Origin of the sequence: Streptomyces sioyaensis, from assembly GCF_004122735.1 — a bacterium.
Lineage (GTDB): Bacteria > Actinomycetota > Actinomycetes > Streptomycetales > Streptomycetaceae > Streptomyces > Streptomyces sioyaensis.
This window is the reverse complement of sequence record NZ_SDIF01000008.1, coordinates 74,615-90,366: the sequence shown is the minus strand read 5'-3', so window position 1 is coordinate 90,366 and position 15,752 is coordinate 74,615. Positions and strand designations below refer to the sequence as shown.

General features: G+C 70.7%; 16 protein-coding genes and 1 pseudogene. 16 read left to right on the top strand and 1 reads right to left on the bottom strand.

All coding sequences use genetic code 11. The annotated features are described in order from the left end of the window. Positions 1 to 136: 136 nt before the first annotated feature. The 4 genes from EST54_RS04915 to prcA all read left to right on the top strand — a co-directional run bounded on the left by EST54_RS04915 (position 137) and on the right by prcA (position 2,502). On the top strand, positions 137 to 355 hold the full coding sequence (locus tag EST54_RS04915) for a ubiquitin-like protein Pup (RefSeq protein ID WP_129245392.1): 219 nt from the start codon (positions 137 to 139) through the stop codon (positions 353 to 355). Between the two features lie 69 nt (positions 356 to 424). Continuing rightward, on the top strand, positions 425 to 793 hold the full coding sequence (locus EST54_RS34815) for an endonuclease VII domain-containing protein (RefSeq protein WP_307825339.1): 369 nt from the start codon (positions 425 to 427) through the stop codon (positions 791 to 793). Further along, complete coding sequence (prcB, locus tag EST54_RS04905; protein WP_129245389.1) at positions 745 to 1,590, top strand: proteasome subunit beta; 846 nt, start codon at positions 745 to 747, stop codon at positions 1,588 to 1,590. Before EST54_RS34815 ends, prcB begins: the two co-directional genes overlap by 49 nt. A 66-nt stretch (positions 1,591 to 1,656) precedes the next feature. Beyond that, complete coding sequence (prcA, locus tag EST54_RS04900; protein WP_129245387.1) at positions 1,657 to 2,502, top strand: proteasome subunit alpha; 846 nt, start codon at positions 1,657 to 1,659, stop codon at positions 2,500 to 2,502. A gap of 45 nt (positions 2,503 to 2,547) precedes the next feature. On the opposite strand, the gene EST54_RS04895 is transcribed toward prcA, so the two are convergent. Beyond that, positions 2,548 to 3,663 carry a LacI family DNA-binding transcriptional regulator gene (locus EST54_RS04895; RefSeq protein ID WP_129245385.1) on the bottom strand — a complete coding sequence of 372 codons (1,116 nt, stop codon included), beginning with the start codon at positions 3,661 to 3,663 and terminating at the stop codon, positions 2,548 to 2,550. A gap of 121 nt (positions 3,664 to 3,784) precedes the next feature. On the opposite strand from EST54_RS04895, the gene EST54_RS04890 reads away from it, so the two are divergent. The 12 genes and pseudogenes from EST54_RS04890 to EST54_RS04835 all read left to right on the top strand — a co-directional run. Then, complete coding sequence (locus EST54_RS04890; protein ID WP_129245383.1) at positions 3,785 to 5,044, top strand: MFS transporter; 1,260 nt, start codon at positions 3,785 to 3,787, stop codon at positions 5,042 to 5,044. Between the two features lie 9 nt (positions 5,045 to 5,053). Then, a complete protein-coding gene (pafA, locus tag EST54_RS04885) occupies positions 5,054 to 6,415 on the top strand; it encodes a Pup--protein ligase (RefSeq protein WP_006607613.1) in 1,362 nt (453 codons plus the stop codon). A 135-nt stretch (positions 6,416 to 6,550) separates the two neighbouring features. After that, positions 6,551 to 7,540 carry an FKBP-type peptidyl-prolyl cis-trans isomerase gene (locus tag EST54_RS04880; RefSeq protein WP_129245381.1) on the top strand — a complete coding sequence of 330 codons (990 nt, stop codon included), beginning with the start codon at positions 6,551 to 6,553 and terminating at the stop codon, positions 7,538 to 7,540. Positions 7,541 to 7,608: 68 nt separating this feature from the next. After that, complete coding sequence (locus EST54_RS04875; RefSeq protein WP_129245379.1) at positions 7,609 to 7,983, top strand: FKBP-type peptidyl-prolyl cis-trans isomerase; 375 nt, start codon at positions 7,609 to 7,611, stop codon at positions 7,981 to 7,983. A 139-nt stretch (positions 7,984 to 8,122) separates the two neighbouring features. Beyond that, a complete protein-coding gene (locus tag EST54_RS04870) occupies positions 8,123 to 9,091 on the top strand; it encodes a helix-turn-helix transcriptional regulator (RefSeq protein ID WP_129245377.1) in 969 nt (322 codons plus the stop codon). A 21-nt stretch (positions 9,092 to 9,112) separates the two neighbouring features. Beyond that, entirely contained in the window at positions 9,113 to 10,063 is a 951-nt protein-coding gene (locus EST54_RS04865) for a helix-turn-helix transcriptional regulator (protein ID WP_129245375.1), read from the top strand. Between the two features lie 44 nt (positions 10,064 to 10,107). Further along, positions 10,108 to 10,368, top strand: a complete 261-nt coding sequence (locus EST54_RS04860; RefSeq protein ID WP_129245444.1) for a hypothetical protein — start codon at positions 10,108 to 10,110, stop codon at positions 10,366 to 10,368. Positions 10,369 to 10,384: 16 nt separating this feature from the next. Next, the gene (locus tag EST54_RS04855; protein WP_006607607.1) at positions 10,385 to 10,588 is read left to right on the top strand and encodes a hypothetical protein; all 204 of its coding nucleotides are present in this window, start codon (positions 10,385 to 10,387) and stop codon (positions 10,586 to 10,588) included. A gap of 239 nt (positions 10,589 to 10,827) precedes the next feature. After that, a complete protein-coding gene (gene tatA, locus EST54_RS04850) occupies positions 10,828 to 11,124 on the top strand; it encodes a Sec-independent protein translocase subunit TatA (RefSeq protein ID WP_129245373.1) in 297 nt (98 codons plus the stop codon). 63 nt (positions 11,125 to 11,187) lie between these two features. After that, on the top strand, positions 11,188 to 12,153 hold the full coding sequence (tatC, locus tag EST54_RS04845) for a twin-arginine translocase subunit TatC (protein WP_239012192.1): 966 nt from the start codon (positions 11,188 to 11,190) through the stop codon (positions 12,151 to 12,153). Between the two features lie 246 nt (positions 12,154 to 12,399). Continuing rightward, positions 12,400 to 15,216 (top strand): DEAD/DEAH box helicase, encoded by a 2,817-nt coding sequence (locus tag EST54_RS04840; RefSeq protein ID WP_129245371.1) that lies wholly within the window; start codon positions 12,400 to 12,402, stop codon positions 15,214 to 15,216. Positions 15,217 to 15,293: 77 nt separating this feature from the next. Then, positions 15,294 to 15,563 (top strand): annotated as a pseudogene (locus EST54_RS04835) (L-rhamnose mutarotase); the annotation flags it as partial. Positions 15,564 to 15,752 lie beyond the last annotated feature (189 nt).

Here is a 15,752-nt window from a genome sequence, read left to right as displayed (position 1 = left end):
GAAAATGCCGCGGTGCGGGAATCATCGAGGTGACTCCCGGGCGTTGCAGCAAGTGCAGGGCCGATGTCGGACCCTGCTTGTAGGGTCGGATCTTGAAGGTCACATCGAGCGGGGCGAACCGAGCGGGGTGAGGGACATGGCGACCAAGGACAGCGGCGGCGGACAGGCCAAGGCCACGCGTTCCACCGAAGAGGTCGAGGAGCAGACGCAGGACGCGCAGGCCACGGACGACCTCAAGGAACGCCAGGAGAAGCTGAGCGACGACGTGGACTCCGTCCTGGACGAGATCGATGACGTTCTCGAGGAAAATGCCGAGGACTTTGTGCGGTCCTTCGTGCAAAAGGGCGGGCAATAGGCGCGCTTTGCCTTTGAAACGAAGGGTCGGGGTGGGTGAGTGAGGGAGCGGCGAAGCGCCGCGCGCGGTGTGGAGAAGCTGCGCGCGGCCTTCGTCCCCTTGCGGTCTCACCGTGAGAAGTGCGGCGGCGTTGCCGGGAGGGCGCGGCGGACGTCCACCCACCTCACGCGCCAATACGCCCTCGGCGAAGCCGAACGCGAGGCGATGATCAAGGAACAGCGCGGGATGTGCGTGATCTGCCTGGCTGCCGACCCTGTGCATGTGGATCACGACCACGAGACGGGTAAGGTCCGAGGCGTACTGTGCTTCAGCTGTAACGCAGCCTTGGGTCAATTCAAGGATCGGCCGGACGTCTTGAGGCGGGCGGCCGAGTATCCGGAAGGAAACGTGTGGAAGCCAACACTCGAAGCATCGGGCGTCTACCAGCTGCCTTCCTGACGCCTGGCTCCTCGTCGTTCATGGACTTTCTCGGCGCGCACTCGCCCGATCTGCTGCCGGGCAACCGCCCGTTGCCGCCGGTGCAGGGTGCCATCGAGGCGCCGCACGGCACGACGATCGTGGCCGCGGCGTTCCCCGGGGGCGTGGTGCTCGCCGGTGACCGGCGGGCGACGATGGGCAATGTCATTGCGCAGCGTGATATCGAGAAGGTTTTCCCGGCCGACGAGTATTCGGCGGTCGGCATCGCGGGCACGGCCGGTCTCGCGGTGGAGATGGTCAAGCTCTTCCAGCTGGAGCTGGAGCACTTCGAGAAGGTCGAGGGTGCCCAACTCTCCTTGGAGGGCAAGGCGAACCGTCTGTCGACGATGATTCGCAGCAACCTCGGGATGGCCATGCAGGGCCTGGCCGTGGTGCCGCTGTTCGCCGGCTACGACCTCGACCGCGAGAAGGGCCGTATCTTCTCCTACGACGTGACCGGCGGGCGCTCGGAGGAGCACGGTTTCGCGGCGACGGGTTCCGGCTCGGTGTTCGCGCGCAGTGCCCTCAAGAAGCTTTTCAGGGAAGACTTCACGGAGGATCAGGCGGCCACCGCCGTCGTCCAGGCGCTCTATGACGCCGCGGACGACGACTCGGCGACGGGCGGGCCCGATATGGCGCGGCGGATCTACCCCATCGTCACGGCGATCACCGAAGACGGCTTCCGGAAGCTGTCCGACACGGAGATCTCGGACATCGCCCGGGCCGTGCACGAGCGCCGCCTGGAACAGCCCGACGGCCCGCGCGCGGCGCTGCTCTGACGGGACGGATGGTCCGCAATGCATTCGCCAGTGAGAGAGCTTTTGACAGGAAGGGACGGATAGCCGGTGTCGACGCCGTTCTATGTCTCACCCCAGCAGGCCATGGCCGATCGCGCCGAGTACGCCCGCAAGGGCATCGCGCGCGGGCGCAGCGTCGTGGTGCTGCAGTACACCGACGGCGTGGTCTTCGTCGCCGAGAATCCCTCCCGCGCCCTGCACAAGGTCAGCGAGATCTACGACCGGATCGCCTTTGCGGCGGTCGGCAAATACAACGAGTTCGAGAATCTGCGGATCGGCGGCGTGCGCTACGCCGATCTGCGGGGCTATACGTACGACCGTGAGGACGTGACCGCGCGGGGCCTGGCGAATGTCTACGCCCAGACGCTCGGCACGATTTTCTCCAGCGCCGCCGAGAAGCCGTACGAGGTCGAGCTGATCGTGGCCGAGGTGGGCAGTGCCCCCGAGGACGATCAGATCTACCGGCTGCCGCACGACGGCTCGATCGTGGACGAGCACGGTTCGGTGGCGGTGGGCGGCAACGCCGACCAGATCAGCAGCTACCTCGACCAGCGTCACCGCGACGGTATGACGCTCGCCGAGGCGCTCAAACTGGCGGTGGAGTCGCTGTCGCGGGACACCAACGGCGGTGAGCGCACCCTGACCGCCGAGCAGCTGGAGGTCGCGACGCTGGACCGTACGCGGCCGCAGCAGCGCAAGTTCAAGCGGATCCTGGGGCGGCAGCTCTCGCGGCTCCTGGACGAGCACGCCACCGCGGACGCCGGGGACGCGGCGGACGCGGATGCGGACGAGGACACCGGTGCCGGCGAGGCCGGGGCGTCCGACAAGAGCACCAAGGGCAAGGGAGCGACCGGCAAGGGCGACTCCGAGGGGGAGTCCGGCCCGCTGCTCTGATGCAGGGATTCCGGGAGGGAGACCCGGAGCGCGCGCCCCGGTGGGTCATCGCCCGCCGGGGCGCGCGGCGTTGCCGGGGGCGTCCGCGGGCGGGGCGGTGGAGCCGCGGGTGACCAGCTCCACCGGCAGGGCGGGGGCCGGGGCCGGATGTCCGTCGAGCACTGCCATCAGGGCCCGCATCCCGGCCTCGCCGAACTCCTCGGCGGGCAGCCGTACGGTGGTCAGCTCCGGCTCGACGGCCACCGCCAGGGCCAGGTCGTCGAATCCGGTGACGGAGACGTCTTCGGGGATCCGCAGGCCCAGCCGGCGTACGGCCTTGCAGGCGCCCGCGGCGATGATGTCGTCGTCGCAGAGCAGCGCCGTGGGGCGGGGGCCGGGGCCGGTCAGGGCGGCGTGTGCGGCCCGCAGCCCGGCGTCGATGTGGAGGGCGGTCGGCAGGCGCCGCAGGTGTGCCCCCGGGACGTCGTGCAGGGCGTCGGTGACGGCACGGGCCCGGACCTCGAAGGTCCAGGAGCGCACGTCGGCCGCGAGATGGGTGACGCGGCGGTGCCCGAGGGCGACCAGATGGGTGGTCAGCTGCCGTATGCCGTCCGCGATATCGAGGTTGACGGTGGCGGTGGCCCGGTGGTCGTCGGGCGCGCTGTCCAGCATGACCAGGGGCAGACCGGCGTCCCGGAGAGGGGCGAGGGCGTCGGCGGCCATGGAGGAGGCGATCACGCCGTCGAGGGTGGCCGCGGCGGAGTCGAAGGGGTCGCGGGCGGGGCCGATGCCCTCGGGGGAGGGGTAGAGGACCACCCCGAAGCCGTGGTCGGCGGCGACCCGGGCCGCGCCGGTGTAGACGCGGGCGAAGAATTCGGTGGTCAGGGCGGGGACGACGAGGAGCGCGGTGCGGGTGCGGCCCATCCGCAGGCTGCGGGCGGCGAGGTTGGGGCGGTAGCCCAGCTCGCGGGCGGCGTCGCGGACGGCCTCCGCCTTGCCGGGGGAGACCCGGCCGTGCCATTTGTCGCCCAGGACGAGGGAGACGGCGGCCTGCGAGACGCCGGCGAGGCGGGCGACGTCCCGGCTGGTGATGCGCGGCCTGCTCGCGCGCGCGGCCCCGGCCGCTCCGGTGATGGGGGCCTCGGTGCGTGCACCGGGGGGCGTGGCCTCGTTGCTGGTCACCGGGTGTGTCGCTCCTCGTGTTCGGCCGTTGCGGGGTGGACCGCGGCGTGCCGTCATGATACGTATAACGCCGGAAGTTATACGTAACACGTCCGGTCGGGCCGGACGGAGAGGGGCGGGGATGGCCGCGGGATATGCGGAGCTGCTCAGAACCCGGCACGCGGCCCGGCTCCTGGCCGGGACGCTGGCCGGCCGGCTGCCGAACGCCACCGCGGCGCTGGCCGTGGTCCTCTTCGTGCGGGCCGAGGGCGGCAGCTACGCCCTGGCCGGCGCGCTCTCCGCGGTCTACGGCCTGTGCAACGCGCTGGGCCAGCCGCTCCTCGGCCGGGCCGTGGACCTCTGGGGCCAGCCGCGGGTGATGCTGCCCGCCTCGGTCCTCTCGGCGCTCGGCGCGGCGCTGCTCACGGTCGTCGGCCTGGACGTGCTGTGGCTCGCCTATGCCGCCATGGTGATCGCCGGATTCTTCACCCCGCCCCTGGAGGGCGGTCTGCGGGCGCTGTGGCCCGGCGTCCTGCGGCGCGCGGACCGGGTGCATGCCGCCTACGCGCTGGACGCGGTCGCGCAGGAAGTCATGTTCGCGGTGGGCCCGTTGCTGGTGACGCTGTGCGTCGCGGTCTGGTCGGAGCGGGCCGCGCTGCTGGTGATCAACCTGATCGGGGTGCTCGGGGCGCTCTCCGTCGTGGTCTCGGAGCCGTCCCGGCAGTGGCGCAGCGCCCCGCGCGAGGCGCACTGGCTGGGGGCGCTGCGCTCGGCGGGGCTGCGGGTGCTGATCGGGTCGTTCTTCTTCGTGGGGCTGGCGCTGGGGTCGATCGCGGTGGCGGCGGTCGCGTACGCCGATGAGCACGGCGGCGGGATGATCTCCAGCTGGCTGCTCTCCGCGCTGGGCGCCGGTGCGCTGGTCGGCGGGGTGGTCTACGGCGCCCGCGAGTGGCCGGGGCGGCCGGAGGGGCGGCTGCGGCTGCTGATCGGACTGCTGGCGCTGGGGTATCTCCCGCTGGTGCTGGTCCCGGACGTCGTCGGGATGACGGTGCTGACCGGGGTCGCCGGGGTGTTTCTGGCACCGGCGCTGGCCTGCGCGTTCGTGGTCGTGGACCGGCATGCCCCCAAGGGCACCGTGACGGAGGCGTTTTCGTGGCTGGTGACGACGTTCGGGGTCGGATCGGCGATGGGCGCCTCGGTGGTGGGACCGGCGGTCGAGCGGGGCGGCGCGGTGGCGGGCTTCGCGGTGGCCGGGGCCGGTGGGCTCGCCGCGCTGCTCGTCCTTTTGTCGACGAAGCGATTCCTCGGGGATCCCGTGCAGCGTACGGCTGATGCGGGCACGACGGAAAATGATCGAAACGGGGCTGTCGAACCCGGTTTCAGAGCAGGCCGTCAGGCGTAATGTTCAGTCATGGACCGCCGCATTTTCGGGCTGGAGAACGAGTACGGCGTCACGTGCACGTTCAGGGGACAGCGCCGACTGTCGCCTGACGAAGTGGCGCGCTACCTCTTCCGCCGTGTCGTGTCATGGGGCCGCAGCAGCAATGTCTTCCTGCGGAACGGCGCCCGCCTGTACTTGGACGTGGGTTCGCACCCGGAATACGCAACTCCCGAGTGCGACAACGTGACCGAGCTGGTCACGCACGACAAGGCCGGCGAGCGCATTCTCGAAGGCCTGCTGGTCGACGCCGAGCGCCGCCTGCATGAGGAGGGAATCGCCGGCGACGTCTATCTGTTCAAGAACAACACCGATTCGGCGGGTAACTCCTACGGATGTCACGAGAATTATCTCGTCGCCCGTCATGGTGAGTTCTCCCGGCTCGCGGACATCCTCATTCCGTTCCTGGTCACCCGTCAGCTGCTGTGCGGCGCGGGCAAGGTGCTGCAGACCCCCCGGGGTGCCGTCTACTGCGTCAGCCAGCGCGCGGAGCACATCTGGGAGGGCGTCTCCTCGGCGACCACGCGCTCCCGGCCGATCATCAATACGCGTGACGAACCGCATGCGGACGCCGAGCGCTACCGGCGGCTGCACGTCATCGTCGGCGACTCCAACATGTCCGAGACGACCATGATGCTGAAGGTCGGTGCCACCGACCTCGTGCTGCGCATGATCGAGGCGGGCACGGTCATGCGCGATCTGACCCTGGAGAACCCGATCCGGGCCATCCGTGAGGTCAGCCACGACATCACGGGGCAGCGCAAGGTGCGGCTGGCCAGCGGGCGGGAGGCCTCCGCGCTGGAGGTCCAGCAGGAGTACTACGACAAGGCCGTGGATTTCTGCGACCGCCGCGGCATCCGTACGGGCCTCGTCGAGCAGGTGCTGGAGCTGTGGGGCCGGACGCTGGAGGCGATCCGGGACCAGGAGCTCGACCGCATCTCGACCGAGATCGACTGGGTGATGAAACATCAGCTCATCGAGCGGTACCGGACAAAGAACAACATCACCATGTCCCACCCACGGGTGGCGCAGATAGACCTCGCGTATCACGACATCCACCGCCGCCGGGGGCTCTACTACCTCCTGGAGCGGAAGGGTCAGGCCGCGCGGATCTGCAATGACCTGAAGATCTTCGAGGGCAAGTCGGTGCCCCCGCAGACCACCCGTGCGCGGCTGCGCGGCGACTTCATCCGCCGTGCGCAGGAACAGCGCCGTGATTTCACGGTCGACTGGGTGCATCTCAAGCTCAATGATCAGGCGCAGCGCACGGTCCTGTGCAAGGACCCGTTCCGGTCCGTCGACGACCGGGTGGAAAAGCTGATCGCCGGAATGTGACCCGCGGGGAATGCGGAGGTGTGCCGGGAGCCGAAGCGGCTCCCGGCACATTGCCTTGTTGCGCCAGGTGCACGGCGGCACAGGTCGTAGAGTGGCGGGCATTGCCCACTCACCCCACGAGCCCGAGTTGGACTGATGAACCTCATGAAGAACACCTGTCGCGCCGCCGCAGCAGCGCTGACCGTGCCCGTCCTGCTGTTCACCGCCGCCTGCGGGTCCGACGACGGCAAGAGCTCGGCGGGCGAACCGGTCGCCAAGGTCGACGGCAAGCCGGGGGCGCAGCCCAAGATCACGGTGCCCAAGGGCGCCAAACCGGCCGACAAGGCCGTCACCAAGACCCTCACCGAGGGCAAGGGCGCCACCGTCAAGAAGGGTGATCTGGTCCGGCTGGACTGGTCGGCGCAGTCGATGAAGGGCCAGAACCTCGGCAGCAGCTGGATGCGGCAGCCCGGCGCCAAGCCCGGCGGCCCGCGCGCCCAGATCGTCAGCGAGGTCACCGATCAGGCCCAGCAGCAGCAGTTGCCGCCGAAGGTGCTGGCCGCGGTCGCCGGGCAGAAGGTCGGCAGCCGCTTCGAGGTCGAGGGCACCGCCAAGGAGCTGGTCGGCCCCCGTCTGAACCCGCAGCTCGGCATCAAGCCGCAGGACGGCCTGGTGTGGGTCATCGATGTCGTCGGGGCGAAGAAGCTCGACAAGAAGGCGAAGGCCGAGGGCAAGCAGGCGGCGCCGGAGAGCGGGATGCCCGAGGTGACGGCCGCGGACGAGAAGGCCGCGAAGATCACCGTGCCCAAGGGGGAGCAGCCGCCCAAGGACCTCAAGCAGCAGGTCCTGATCAAGGGCAAGGGCCCCGAGGTGAAGGCCGGCGACGGGCTGATCGCGCAGTACACCGGTGTGAAGTGGGAGGACGGCAAGAAGTTCGACTCCTCCTGGGACCACGGTGGCGCGACCGCGTTCCAGATCGGCGCCGGTCAGGTCGTCCAGGGCTGGGACAAGGCGCTGGTCGGCAAGCACGTCGGTGACCGGGTCGAGATCGTGATCCCGCCGAAGCTGGCTTACGCCGGGAACCCGCAGAGCGGGCTGGACAAGAACACCCTGGTCTTCTCGGTCGACATCGTCGGCACGGTCTGACGGCGGCGCCCGCAAGATCTGCAAGACTGGCCCGGTAATCGTAAAGATTCGTAAGTAGGAGCACATCCGTGAGCATCGACAAGCCCGAGATCGACTTTCCTGACGGCCCGGCTCCCACCGAGCTTGAGATCGTGGACCTGAAGGAGGGCGACGGGCCGGTCGCCAAGGCCGGGGACACCGTCTCCGTCCACTACGTCGGTGTGTCCTTCAGCACCGGCGAGGAGTTCGACGCGAGCTGGAACCGCGGCAAGCCGCTGCAGTTCCAGCTGGGCGCCGGCCAGGTCATCGCCGGCTGGGACCAGGGCGTGCAGGGCATGAAGGTCGGCGGCCGCCGCCGGCTGACCATCCCCGCGCACCTCGCCTACGGCGACCGTGGCGCCGGTGGCGGCCTGATCGCTCCGGGCGAGACGCTGATCTTCGTCTGCGACCTCGTCTCCGTCTGAGGCCGCTGCCGCTCGCCCCGCGGGGCCACGGCTGACGTATCCGAGGGCCCGTGCCGCGATGGCACGGGCCCTCGGCTTTTGCCCTGAGCATCGCGAGCGGTACGGTCAACGATCGGGAGTACAACGAGAAAGGGCGTCGATGGCCATTGCCAAGGCCGAGCGGTTGATGAACCTGGCGCTGTGCCTGCTGGGGACGCGACGCCCGCTGACCAAGCGTGAGCTCAGGTCGTCCATCGAGGCCTATATCGAGGCCGGCAACGACGATGCGTTCAACCGTATGTTCGAGCGGGACAAGGACGATCTGCGGGAGCTCGGTCTGGTCATCGAGACCGTCGAGGGCATCGAGGGCGACGTCGGCTATCTCGCCCGGCGGGACAGCAACCGCCTTCCCCCGATCACCCTGGACGCCGAGGAGGCCGCCGCCCTCGGGCTGGCCGCGAAGATCTGGCAGCAGGCCCGGCTGGCCGGCGCCGCCTCCGGTGCCCTGCAGAAGCTGCGCGCGGCCGGTATGCCCCTGGCCGGGGAGGGCGCGAGCTACGACGCCGGGCAGCCGCACAGCGCGCTGGAGCCGCGGATCCCCGCCCACGAGGCCGCCTTCGAGCCGCTGATGCTGGCCTGCCGGGACCGCCGGCCGGTCGTCTTCGACTACCGCAAGTCCACGGCCGCCCACCCCGAGCAGCGGCAGGTCGAACCCTGGATCCTGGAGTGCTGGCGGGGCCACTGGTACGTCGCCGGCTGGGACCGCGAGCGCAAGGCGGAGCGGGTCTTCCGGCTCTCCCGGATCACCGGCAAGGTCCGTTCCCGGCAAGGGAAGTTCACCGCGCCGGTGCCCGATCACGTCACCGTCCGCGAGACCGTCGAGAGCTGGGCCGGCGAGACCGCCACCGGCACCGCCCGGATCAAACTCCGGGCCGAGCACGGCTATCCGCTGCGGGCCCGTGCGCTCACCGTCCGCGCGCTGGGCGACGGCTGGGACGAGCTGGAGATCCCCAGCGGCCATGGACTCGACGCCTGGCTCGTGGAGTTCGGGCCCGACGTGGTCGTACTGGAACCCGCGGAACTGCGCGCCGAGGTCATCGACCGGCTGCGTGCCGTGGCCAAGGGCTGAGAGGGACGGGACGCAGACTCCATGGCTACGAACGCGATCGACCAGACCCGCCGGATGCTGTCGCTGGTGACGTACCTGCGCGAGCGCCCCGGCGCCCGCGTCGGCGATGTCGCCCGCGCCTTCGGCATCACCGAGGACGAGCTGATCGCCGACCTCGACGTCCTGCCGATGTGCGGGACGAGCTTCCGCGGCGGCGACCTCCTGGACATCGACACCGACGGCGACCGCATCTGGTGGCACAACCCCGACGACGTCGCCGAGCCGCTGCGGCTGGCCGCCGACGAGGCGACCGCGCTGCTGGTCGCGGCCCGGGCGGTGGCCACCCTGCCCGGACTGCGCGAGGGCGACCGGCAGGCGCTGCTGCGGGCCACCGCCAAGCTGGAGGCGGCGGCCGGTGAGGCGGCCGGCGCCAGCTCCCGGCTCTCGGTGACCTTCGAGTCCGAGGGCGGGGTCTTCGCCGACGTCGACCGCGCCATCGCCGAGCGGCGCCGGCTGTGGCTGCGCTACTACTCCCCGGCGCGCGACGAGCTGACCGAGCGCGAGGTCGACCCGATCCGGCTGTTCGCCGTCGGCCATACGTACATGGAGGCGTGGTGCCGGCTCTCGGAGGCCCGGCGCACCTTCCGGCTCGACCGGGTCGCCGAGATCAAGCTGCTGGACGCGCCGGCCGATCCGCCGCCGGTCGAGCTGCGTGATCTGTCGGAGGGCCTGGTGCAGCCCGCGGCCGAGGATCCCGAGGTGTCCATCGAGGTCGGGCCCGGCGGCCGCTGGGTCGCCGAGTACTACCCGCACGACAGCGCCGAGGAGCTGCCCGACGGCGGTCTGCGGATCACCCTGCGCACCCCCGACCCGGCCTCGCTGCGGCGGCTGGCGCTGCGGCTGGGCGGGGACGGCCGGATCGTCGCGCCGCAGGCGCTCGCGGACAGCGCACGGCAGGCCGCCGACCGGGCACTCGCGGCATACGGCGAGTGAGCCCCGCGGCCACCGCGGGGAGAAGGAGGAGGCAGCGAGGGATGATGAGGACCACGAAGGTGACCGCCGGCCTGGCGGGCCGGGCCGCACCGGTGCTCTTCAAGGCCGCCTGCCCGGACTGCCGGGGCCGCTTCGAGCTCGCCTCGGACGCCTTCCGGCTGGCGATCGGCGCCAGCAGCCGTACCACCTTCTACTCCTTCACCTGCCCCGACTGCCGGCGCGCGGTGCGCAAACCGGCCGGCGAGCGGATCGTCGAGCTGCTCACCGGCGGCGGGGTCCGCACGCTGCGGCTGCACACGGGCTGACCGATAGGCTCGTCCCATGCTCTGGCCCATGATCGCAATCGCCCTCGGCTTCGCCGGGATCGCCGTGCTCGGCGTCCTGGCCGTCCGCGTCTTCGCGGAGGTGCGGCGGCTGGCCCGTCAGGTCGGTGCGGCCTCCGAGCAGATCCAGCGGGCCGCCGACGACCTGGAGCGGGCGGCGACACCGCTCGCCTCCCGGATGTCCGGGACCGGCCGGGACTGATCGGCGGGGCGGACAGGGAGTCGTTGCCGCCGGCGGCAGTGCTCTGCTGCCCGGAGGGCCGGAGAGGTACTCTGAGGCGCGGTGCGTACAGAGCGGCGGTCGAGGCAATCGGGGGGACGCACGGGCATTGCCCGGCGTTCACCACCGAACGTTACGATCGAGTGAGCACCAGGACGCCAGTCCGACCCCTATCGGCAGGCACCACAGCAGACGCCGCCCCGGCGAGAAGGTAGTCGCACATGCTCAGCAACCTGAGGCCCTCCGAGATCATTCTGATCCTCGTCGTTATTGTGCTGCTGTTCGGCGCGAAGAAGCTTCCGGACATGGCGCGTTCGCTCGGCAAGTCGGCCCGCATCCTCAAGAGCGAGGCCAAGGCGATGAAGAAGGAAGGCGAGACCGAGGGCGGTGCGGCCTCCGGCACGTCCGAGGCCTCCGACGGTGCCCAGCAGGCTCCTCGTACGATCCAGGCGGCTCCCGGTGATGTGAGCAGCTCGCGCCCCGTGGCCGAGCCGCAGCACACCACCAAGCAGAGCTGACCCGATCCGATCCCGCCGGCCGGTCCGGCCGGCGACGGCTGATGCACGAGACGAGGACGTGGGTTGCCCAAGTCTGCCCGCAAGCAGGAGAAGGACCCCGAGGGGCGGATGCCGCTCGCGGCGCATCTGCGTGAGCTGCGCAACCGGCTGCTGAAATCGGTGCTCGCCGTCGGTGTGATCACCGCCGTGGCGATGTGGCAGTACGACGCGATCGCCCACTTCATCACGGGGCCGGTCATCGACGCCGTCGGCTGCCCCAGCGGCACCGCGACCGCCGGGCCGCGCAGCCACCCGTGCGCGGAGGTCACCGCCAACGGTCTGCTGGCACCCTTCACCATCCTGCTCAAGCTGTCCCTCACGGTGGGCGTCGTCGGCGCCAGCCCGATCTGGCTGTACCAGCTCTGGGCCTTCCTCGCGCCGGGTCTGCACCGGCACGAGAAGAAGTACGCCCTGAGCTTCGTCGGCGCCGGCGTACCGCTCTTCCTCGGCGGCGCCTACCTCGCCTACGCGGTGCTGCCGACCACCGCGGGCGCCCTGGTCGGACTGACCCCCGACGACTGGGCCAACCTGTTCCCGGCCGACGAGTTCTTCGACATCGTCACGCGCATGGTCGTGGTCTTCGGCCTGGCCTTCGAACTGCCGCTGCTCCTGGTGCTGCTCAACTTCGGCGGTGTGGTCACCGGCCGCCGGATCCTGAGCTGGTGGCGGTTCATGGTGCTGGGCATCACGATCTTCTCGGCCATCGCCACCCCGACCGGTGACCCGCTGACCATGAGTCTGCTGGCCGCGCCGATCGTGGTGCTGTACTTCGGTGCCGCCGGCATCTGCCTGTTCAACGACCGCCGCCGCAAGCTGGGCAACCCGGATGCGGGGCTGGCGGACGACGAGGCCTCGGAGCTGGACCTGACGCCTTCCTCGCTCGGGGAGATCGAGTCGGTCTCCTCCGGGCGGATGCTGCCCGAGCAGGCCGGCGGCGACCGGTCCGACGACGGGCCGCGGCGCCCCGGCGGCTACGACGACGTGACCTGACGCGACGTGACCTGATGTGACGGTTCGTGACATGACGTGAACCGGGGTGACCCGGCCGGGTCCCTGGCGGCCCCCGCGCGCAGTGCGCCGGGGGCCGTTCGCACGCCGGCGGCCGGCTGCGGCGCACGCGACGGCCGACGGGACCGCGGACCGGACCCGCTCGGTGAGCGGACCGGACCCGCTCGGTAAAGGGCCGACATAAAGATCGCGTCGTTGTCAGAGGCGGCCGGTAGGCTCGTAGACACGATGACCGAGGACATGTCCCCTGCTGAGCGCTATGCCGCCGCCAAGCTCCGGGCGGCCGAGCAGGCCACCGCACTCGCCCCTTTCCGAGAGATGTACGACTTCGGCCTGGATCCGTTCCAGGTCGAGGCGTGCCAGGCGCTGGAGGCCGGCAAGGGAGTGCTGGTCGCGGCCCCCACCGGATCCGGCAAGACGATCGTCGGCGAATTCGCCGTCCACCTGGCCCTGGAGCAGGGCCGCAAGTGCTTCTACACCACGCCCATCAAGGCGCTGTCCAACCAGAAGTACCAGGATCTGGTCAAGCGTTACGGCGCCGGCAAGGTCGGTCTGCTGACCGGCGACAACAGCGTCAACTCCGAAGCCCCGGTGGTCGTGATGACCACCGAAGTGCTGCGGAACATGCTCTATGCCGGCTCGCGGTCGCTGGTCGGCCTCGGCTATGTGGTGATGGACGAGGTGCACTACCTCTCCGACCGCTTCCGGGGGGCCGTCTGGGAAGAGGTGATCATCCATCTTCCGGAGTCGGTGACGCTGGTGTCACTGTCGGCGACGGTCTCCAACGCCGAGGAGTTCGGCGACTGGCTGGACACGGTCCGGGGCGACACCGAGGTGATCGTCTCCGAGCACCGCCCGGTGCCGCTGTGGCAGCACGTCCTCGCCGGACGCCGGATATATGACCTGTTCGAGGAGCGGGACGGACAGAACGGCGGGCGCCGCGAGGTCAACCCCGATCTGGAGCGGCTCGCGCGGATGGAGAATTCCCGGCCGACGTTCGGCCGGGACAAGCGCCGGGGCCGCACGATGCGCGAGGCGGACCGCGAGCGCGAGCGGCGGCAGCGGTCCCGGATCTGGACGCCGAGCCGGCCCGAGGTCATCGACCGCCTCGACAACGAGGGCCTGCTGCCCGCGATCACCTTCATCTTCAGCCGGGCCGGCTGCGAGGCCGCCGTCCAGCAGTGCCTGTATTCGGGCCTGCGGCTCAACGACCAGGAGGGCCGTGAGCAGGTCCGCCGCATAGTGGAGGCGCGGACTGCCGGGATCGCCGACGACGACCTCCATGTGCTGGGCTACTTCGAGTGGTTGGAGGGCCTGGAGCGGGGCATCGCGGCGCATCACGCCGGCATGCTGCCGACGTTCAAGGAGGTCGTCGAGGAGCTGTTCGTCAAGGGTCTGGTGAAGGCCGTCTTCGCCACCGAAACGCTGGCGCTGGGCATCAACATGCCCGCGCGGTCGGTGGTGTTGGAAAAGCTGGTGAAGTGGAACGGCGAGCAGCACGCCGACATCACCCCCGGCGAGTACACCCAGCTGACCGGCCGGGCCGGGCGCCGCGGCATCGACATCGAGGGCCATGCGGTGGTGCTGTGGCAGCGGGGGATGGATCCGGGGGCGGTCGCCGGGCTCGCCGGGACGCGTACCTATCCGCTGCGGTCCTCCTTCAAGCCGTCGTACAACATGGCGGTCAACCTCGTCTCCCAGTTCGGCCACCACCGTTCGCGGGAGCTGCTGGAGATGTCCTTCGCGCAGTTCCAGGCCGACAAGTCGGTGGTCGGGATCTCGCGGCAGGTGCAGAAGAACGAGGAGGGGCTGGCGGGCTACCGCGGCTCGATGACCTGCCACCTCGGCGACTTCGCGGAATACTCCCGGCTGCGGCGGGAGTTGAAGGACCGTGAGACGGAGCTGGCCCGGCAGGGTGCGGCCCAGCGGCGGGTGGCGGCCGCGGCGGCGCTGGAGAAGCTGAAGCCCGGTGATGTCATCCATGTGCCCACCGGCAAGTTCGCGGGTCTGGCACTGGTCCTCGATCCCGGGATGCCCTCGGGGCGGACGAACGGCCACCGCGGCTTCGACGCGCAGGACGGCCCGCGGCCGCTGGTGCTGACTGCCGAGCGGCAGGTCAAGCGGCTGGCCTCGATCGACTTCCCGGTGCCGGTGGAGGCGCTGGACCGGATGCGCATCCCCAAGTCCTTCAACGCCCGCAGTCCGCAGTCGCGCCGCGATCTGGCGTCCGCGCTGCGCACGAAGGCCGGCCACCTCGTCCCGTCGCGGCACCGCAAGCCCCGGTCGGCGGCGGCCGACGACCGGGAGATCACCCGGCTGCGTACGGCCCTGCGCGCGCACCCCTGCCATGGCTGCGACGAGCGCGAGGACCACGCCCGCTGGGCGGAGCGCTACCACCGACTGCTGCGCGACACCCGCCAGTTGGAGCGCCGCATCGAGGGACGGACGAACACCATCGCCCGCACCTTCGACCGGATCTGCGCCCTGCTGACCGAGCTCGACTACCTCGAAGGGGACACCGTCACCGACGAGGGCCGCCGGCTCGCCCGGCTCTACGGCGAACTGGATCTGCTGGCCAGCGAGTGTCTGCGCGAGGGCGTCTGGGAGGGGCTGGGCCCGGCGGAGCTGGCGGCCTGCGCCTCGGCGCTGGTGTACGAGGCGCGCCAGGCGGACGACGCGGTGGCGCCCAAGCTGCCGGCCGGCCGGGCCCGGGAGGCCCTGGGCGAGATGGTCCGTATCTGGGGCCGGCTGGACGCCCTGGAGGAGACCCACCGGATCAACCAGGCGGAGGGCGTCGGCCAGCGCGAACCGGACCTCGGCTTCGCCTGGGCCGCCTACCGCTGGGCCTCCGGCTTCGGGCTCGACGAGGTCCTCCGTGACGCGGAGATGCCCGCCGGCGACTTCGTCCGCTGGTGCAAGCAGCTGATCGACATACTCGGTCAGATCGCGGCGGCGGCCCCGCCCGAGGGCACGGTGGCGCGCACGGCCCGCCGCGCCATGGACGGGGTGCTGCGCGGCGTGGTGGCGTATTCGTCGGTCGGCTGAGCGGGCCGGCCCCTCCTGGGCAGGCAGCTGCGGGCGACGGGGTGTGACGGCCGGGGCGGTGGGAGAAGGATGCCGCCATGACGATGACAAGCGACGAGGGCGCCGCCCCGGTGCGGCGCCTCGGAAGGCTCATCAGGCTGCGCCCGGAACACCGCGCGGAGTATCTGCGGCTGCACGCGGAGGTCTGGCCGGAGGTACTGGCGACGATCACCGCCTGCCACCTACGCAATTACTCGATCTTCCTGGAGGGCGATCTGCTCTTCTCGTACGCCGAGTACGTCGGGGACGACTACGCCGCCGATATGGCCGCGATGGCCGCCGATCCCGTGACCCGGCGGTGGTGGCGGCTCACCGAACCGTGCCAGGAGCAGACCGGGGGAGCCGTGCCGGGGGAGTGGTGGACCGATGCGGGAGGTCTTCCACCAGGACTGAGCCGCCGGGGGTGTTGCCCGGGCGGGGGCGTCGGCAGACCGCAACGGTGCACGCCGCGGGGGCCGATGGAGGACCGGCGACACGGGGCACCGGGCGCGTCGTTC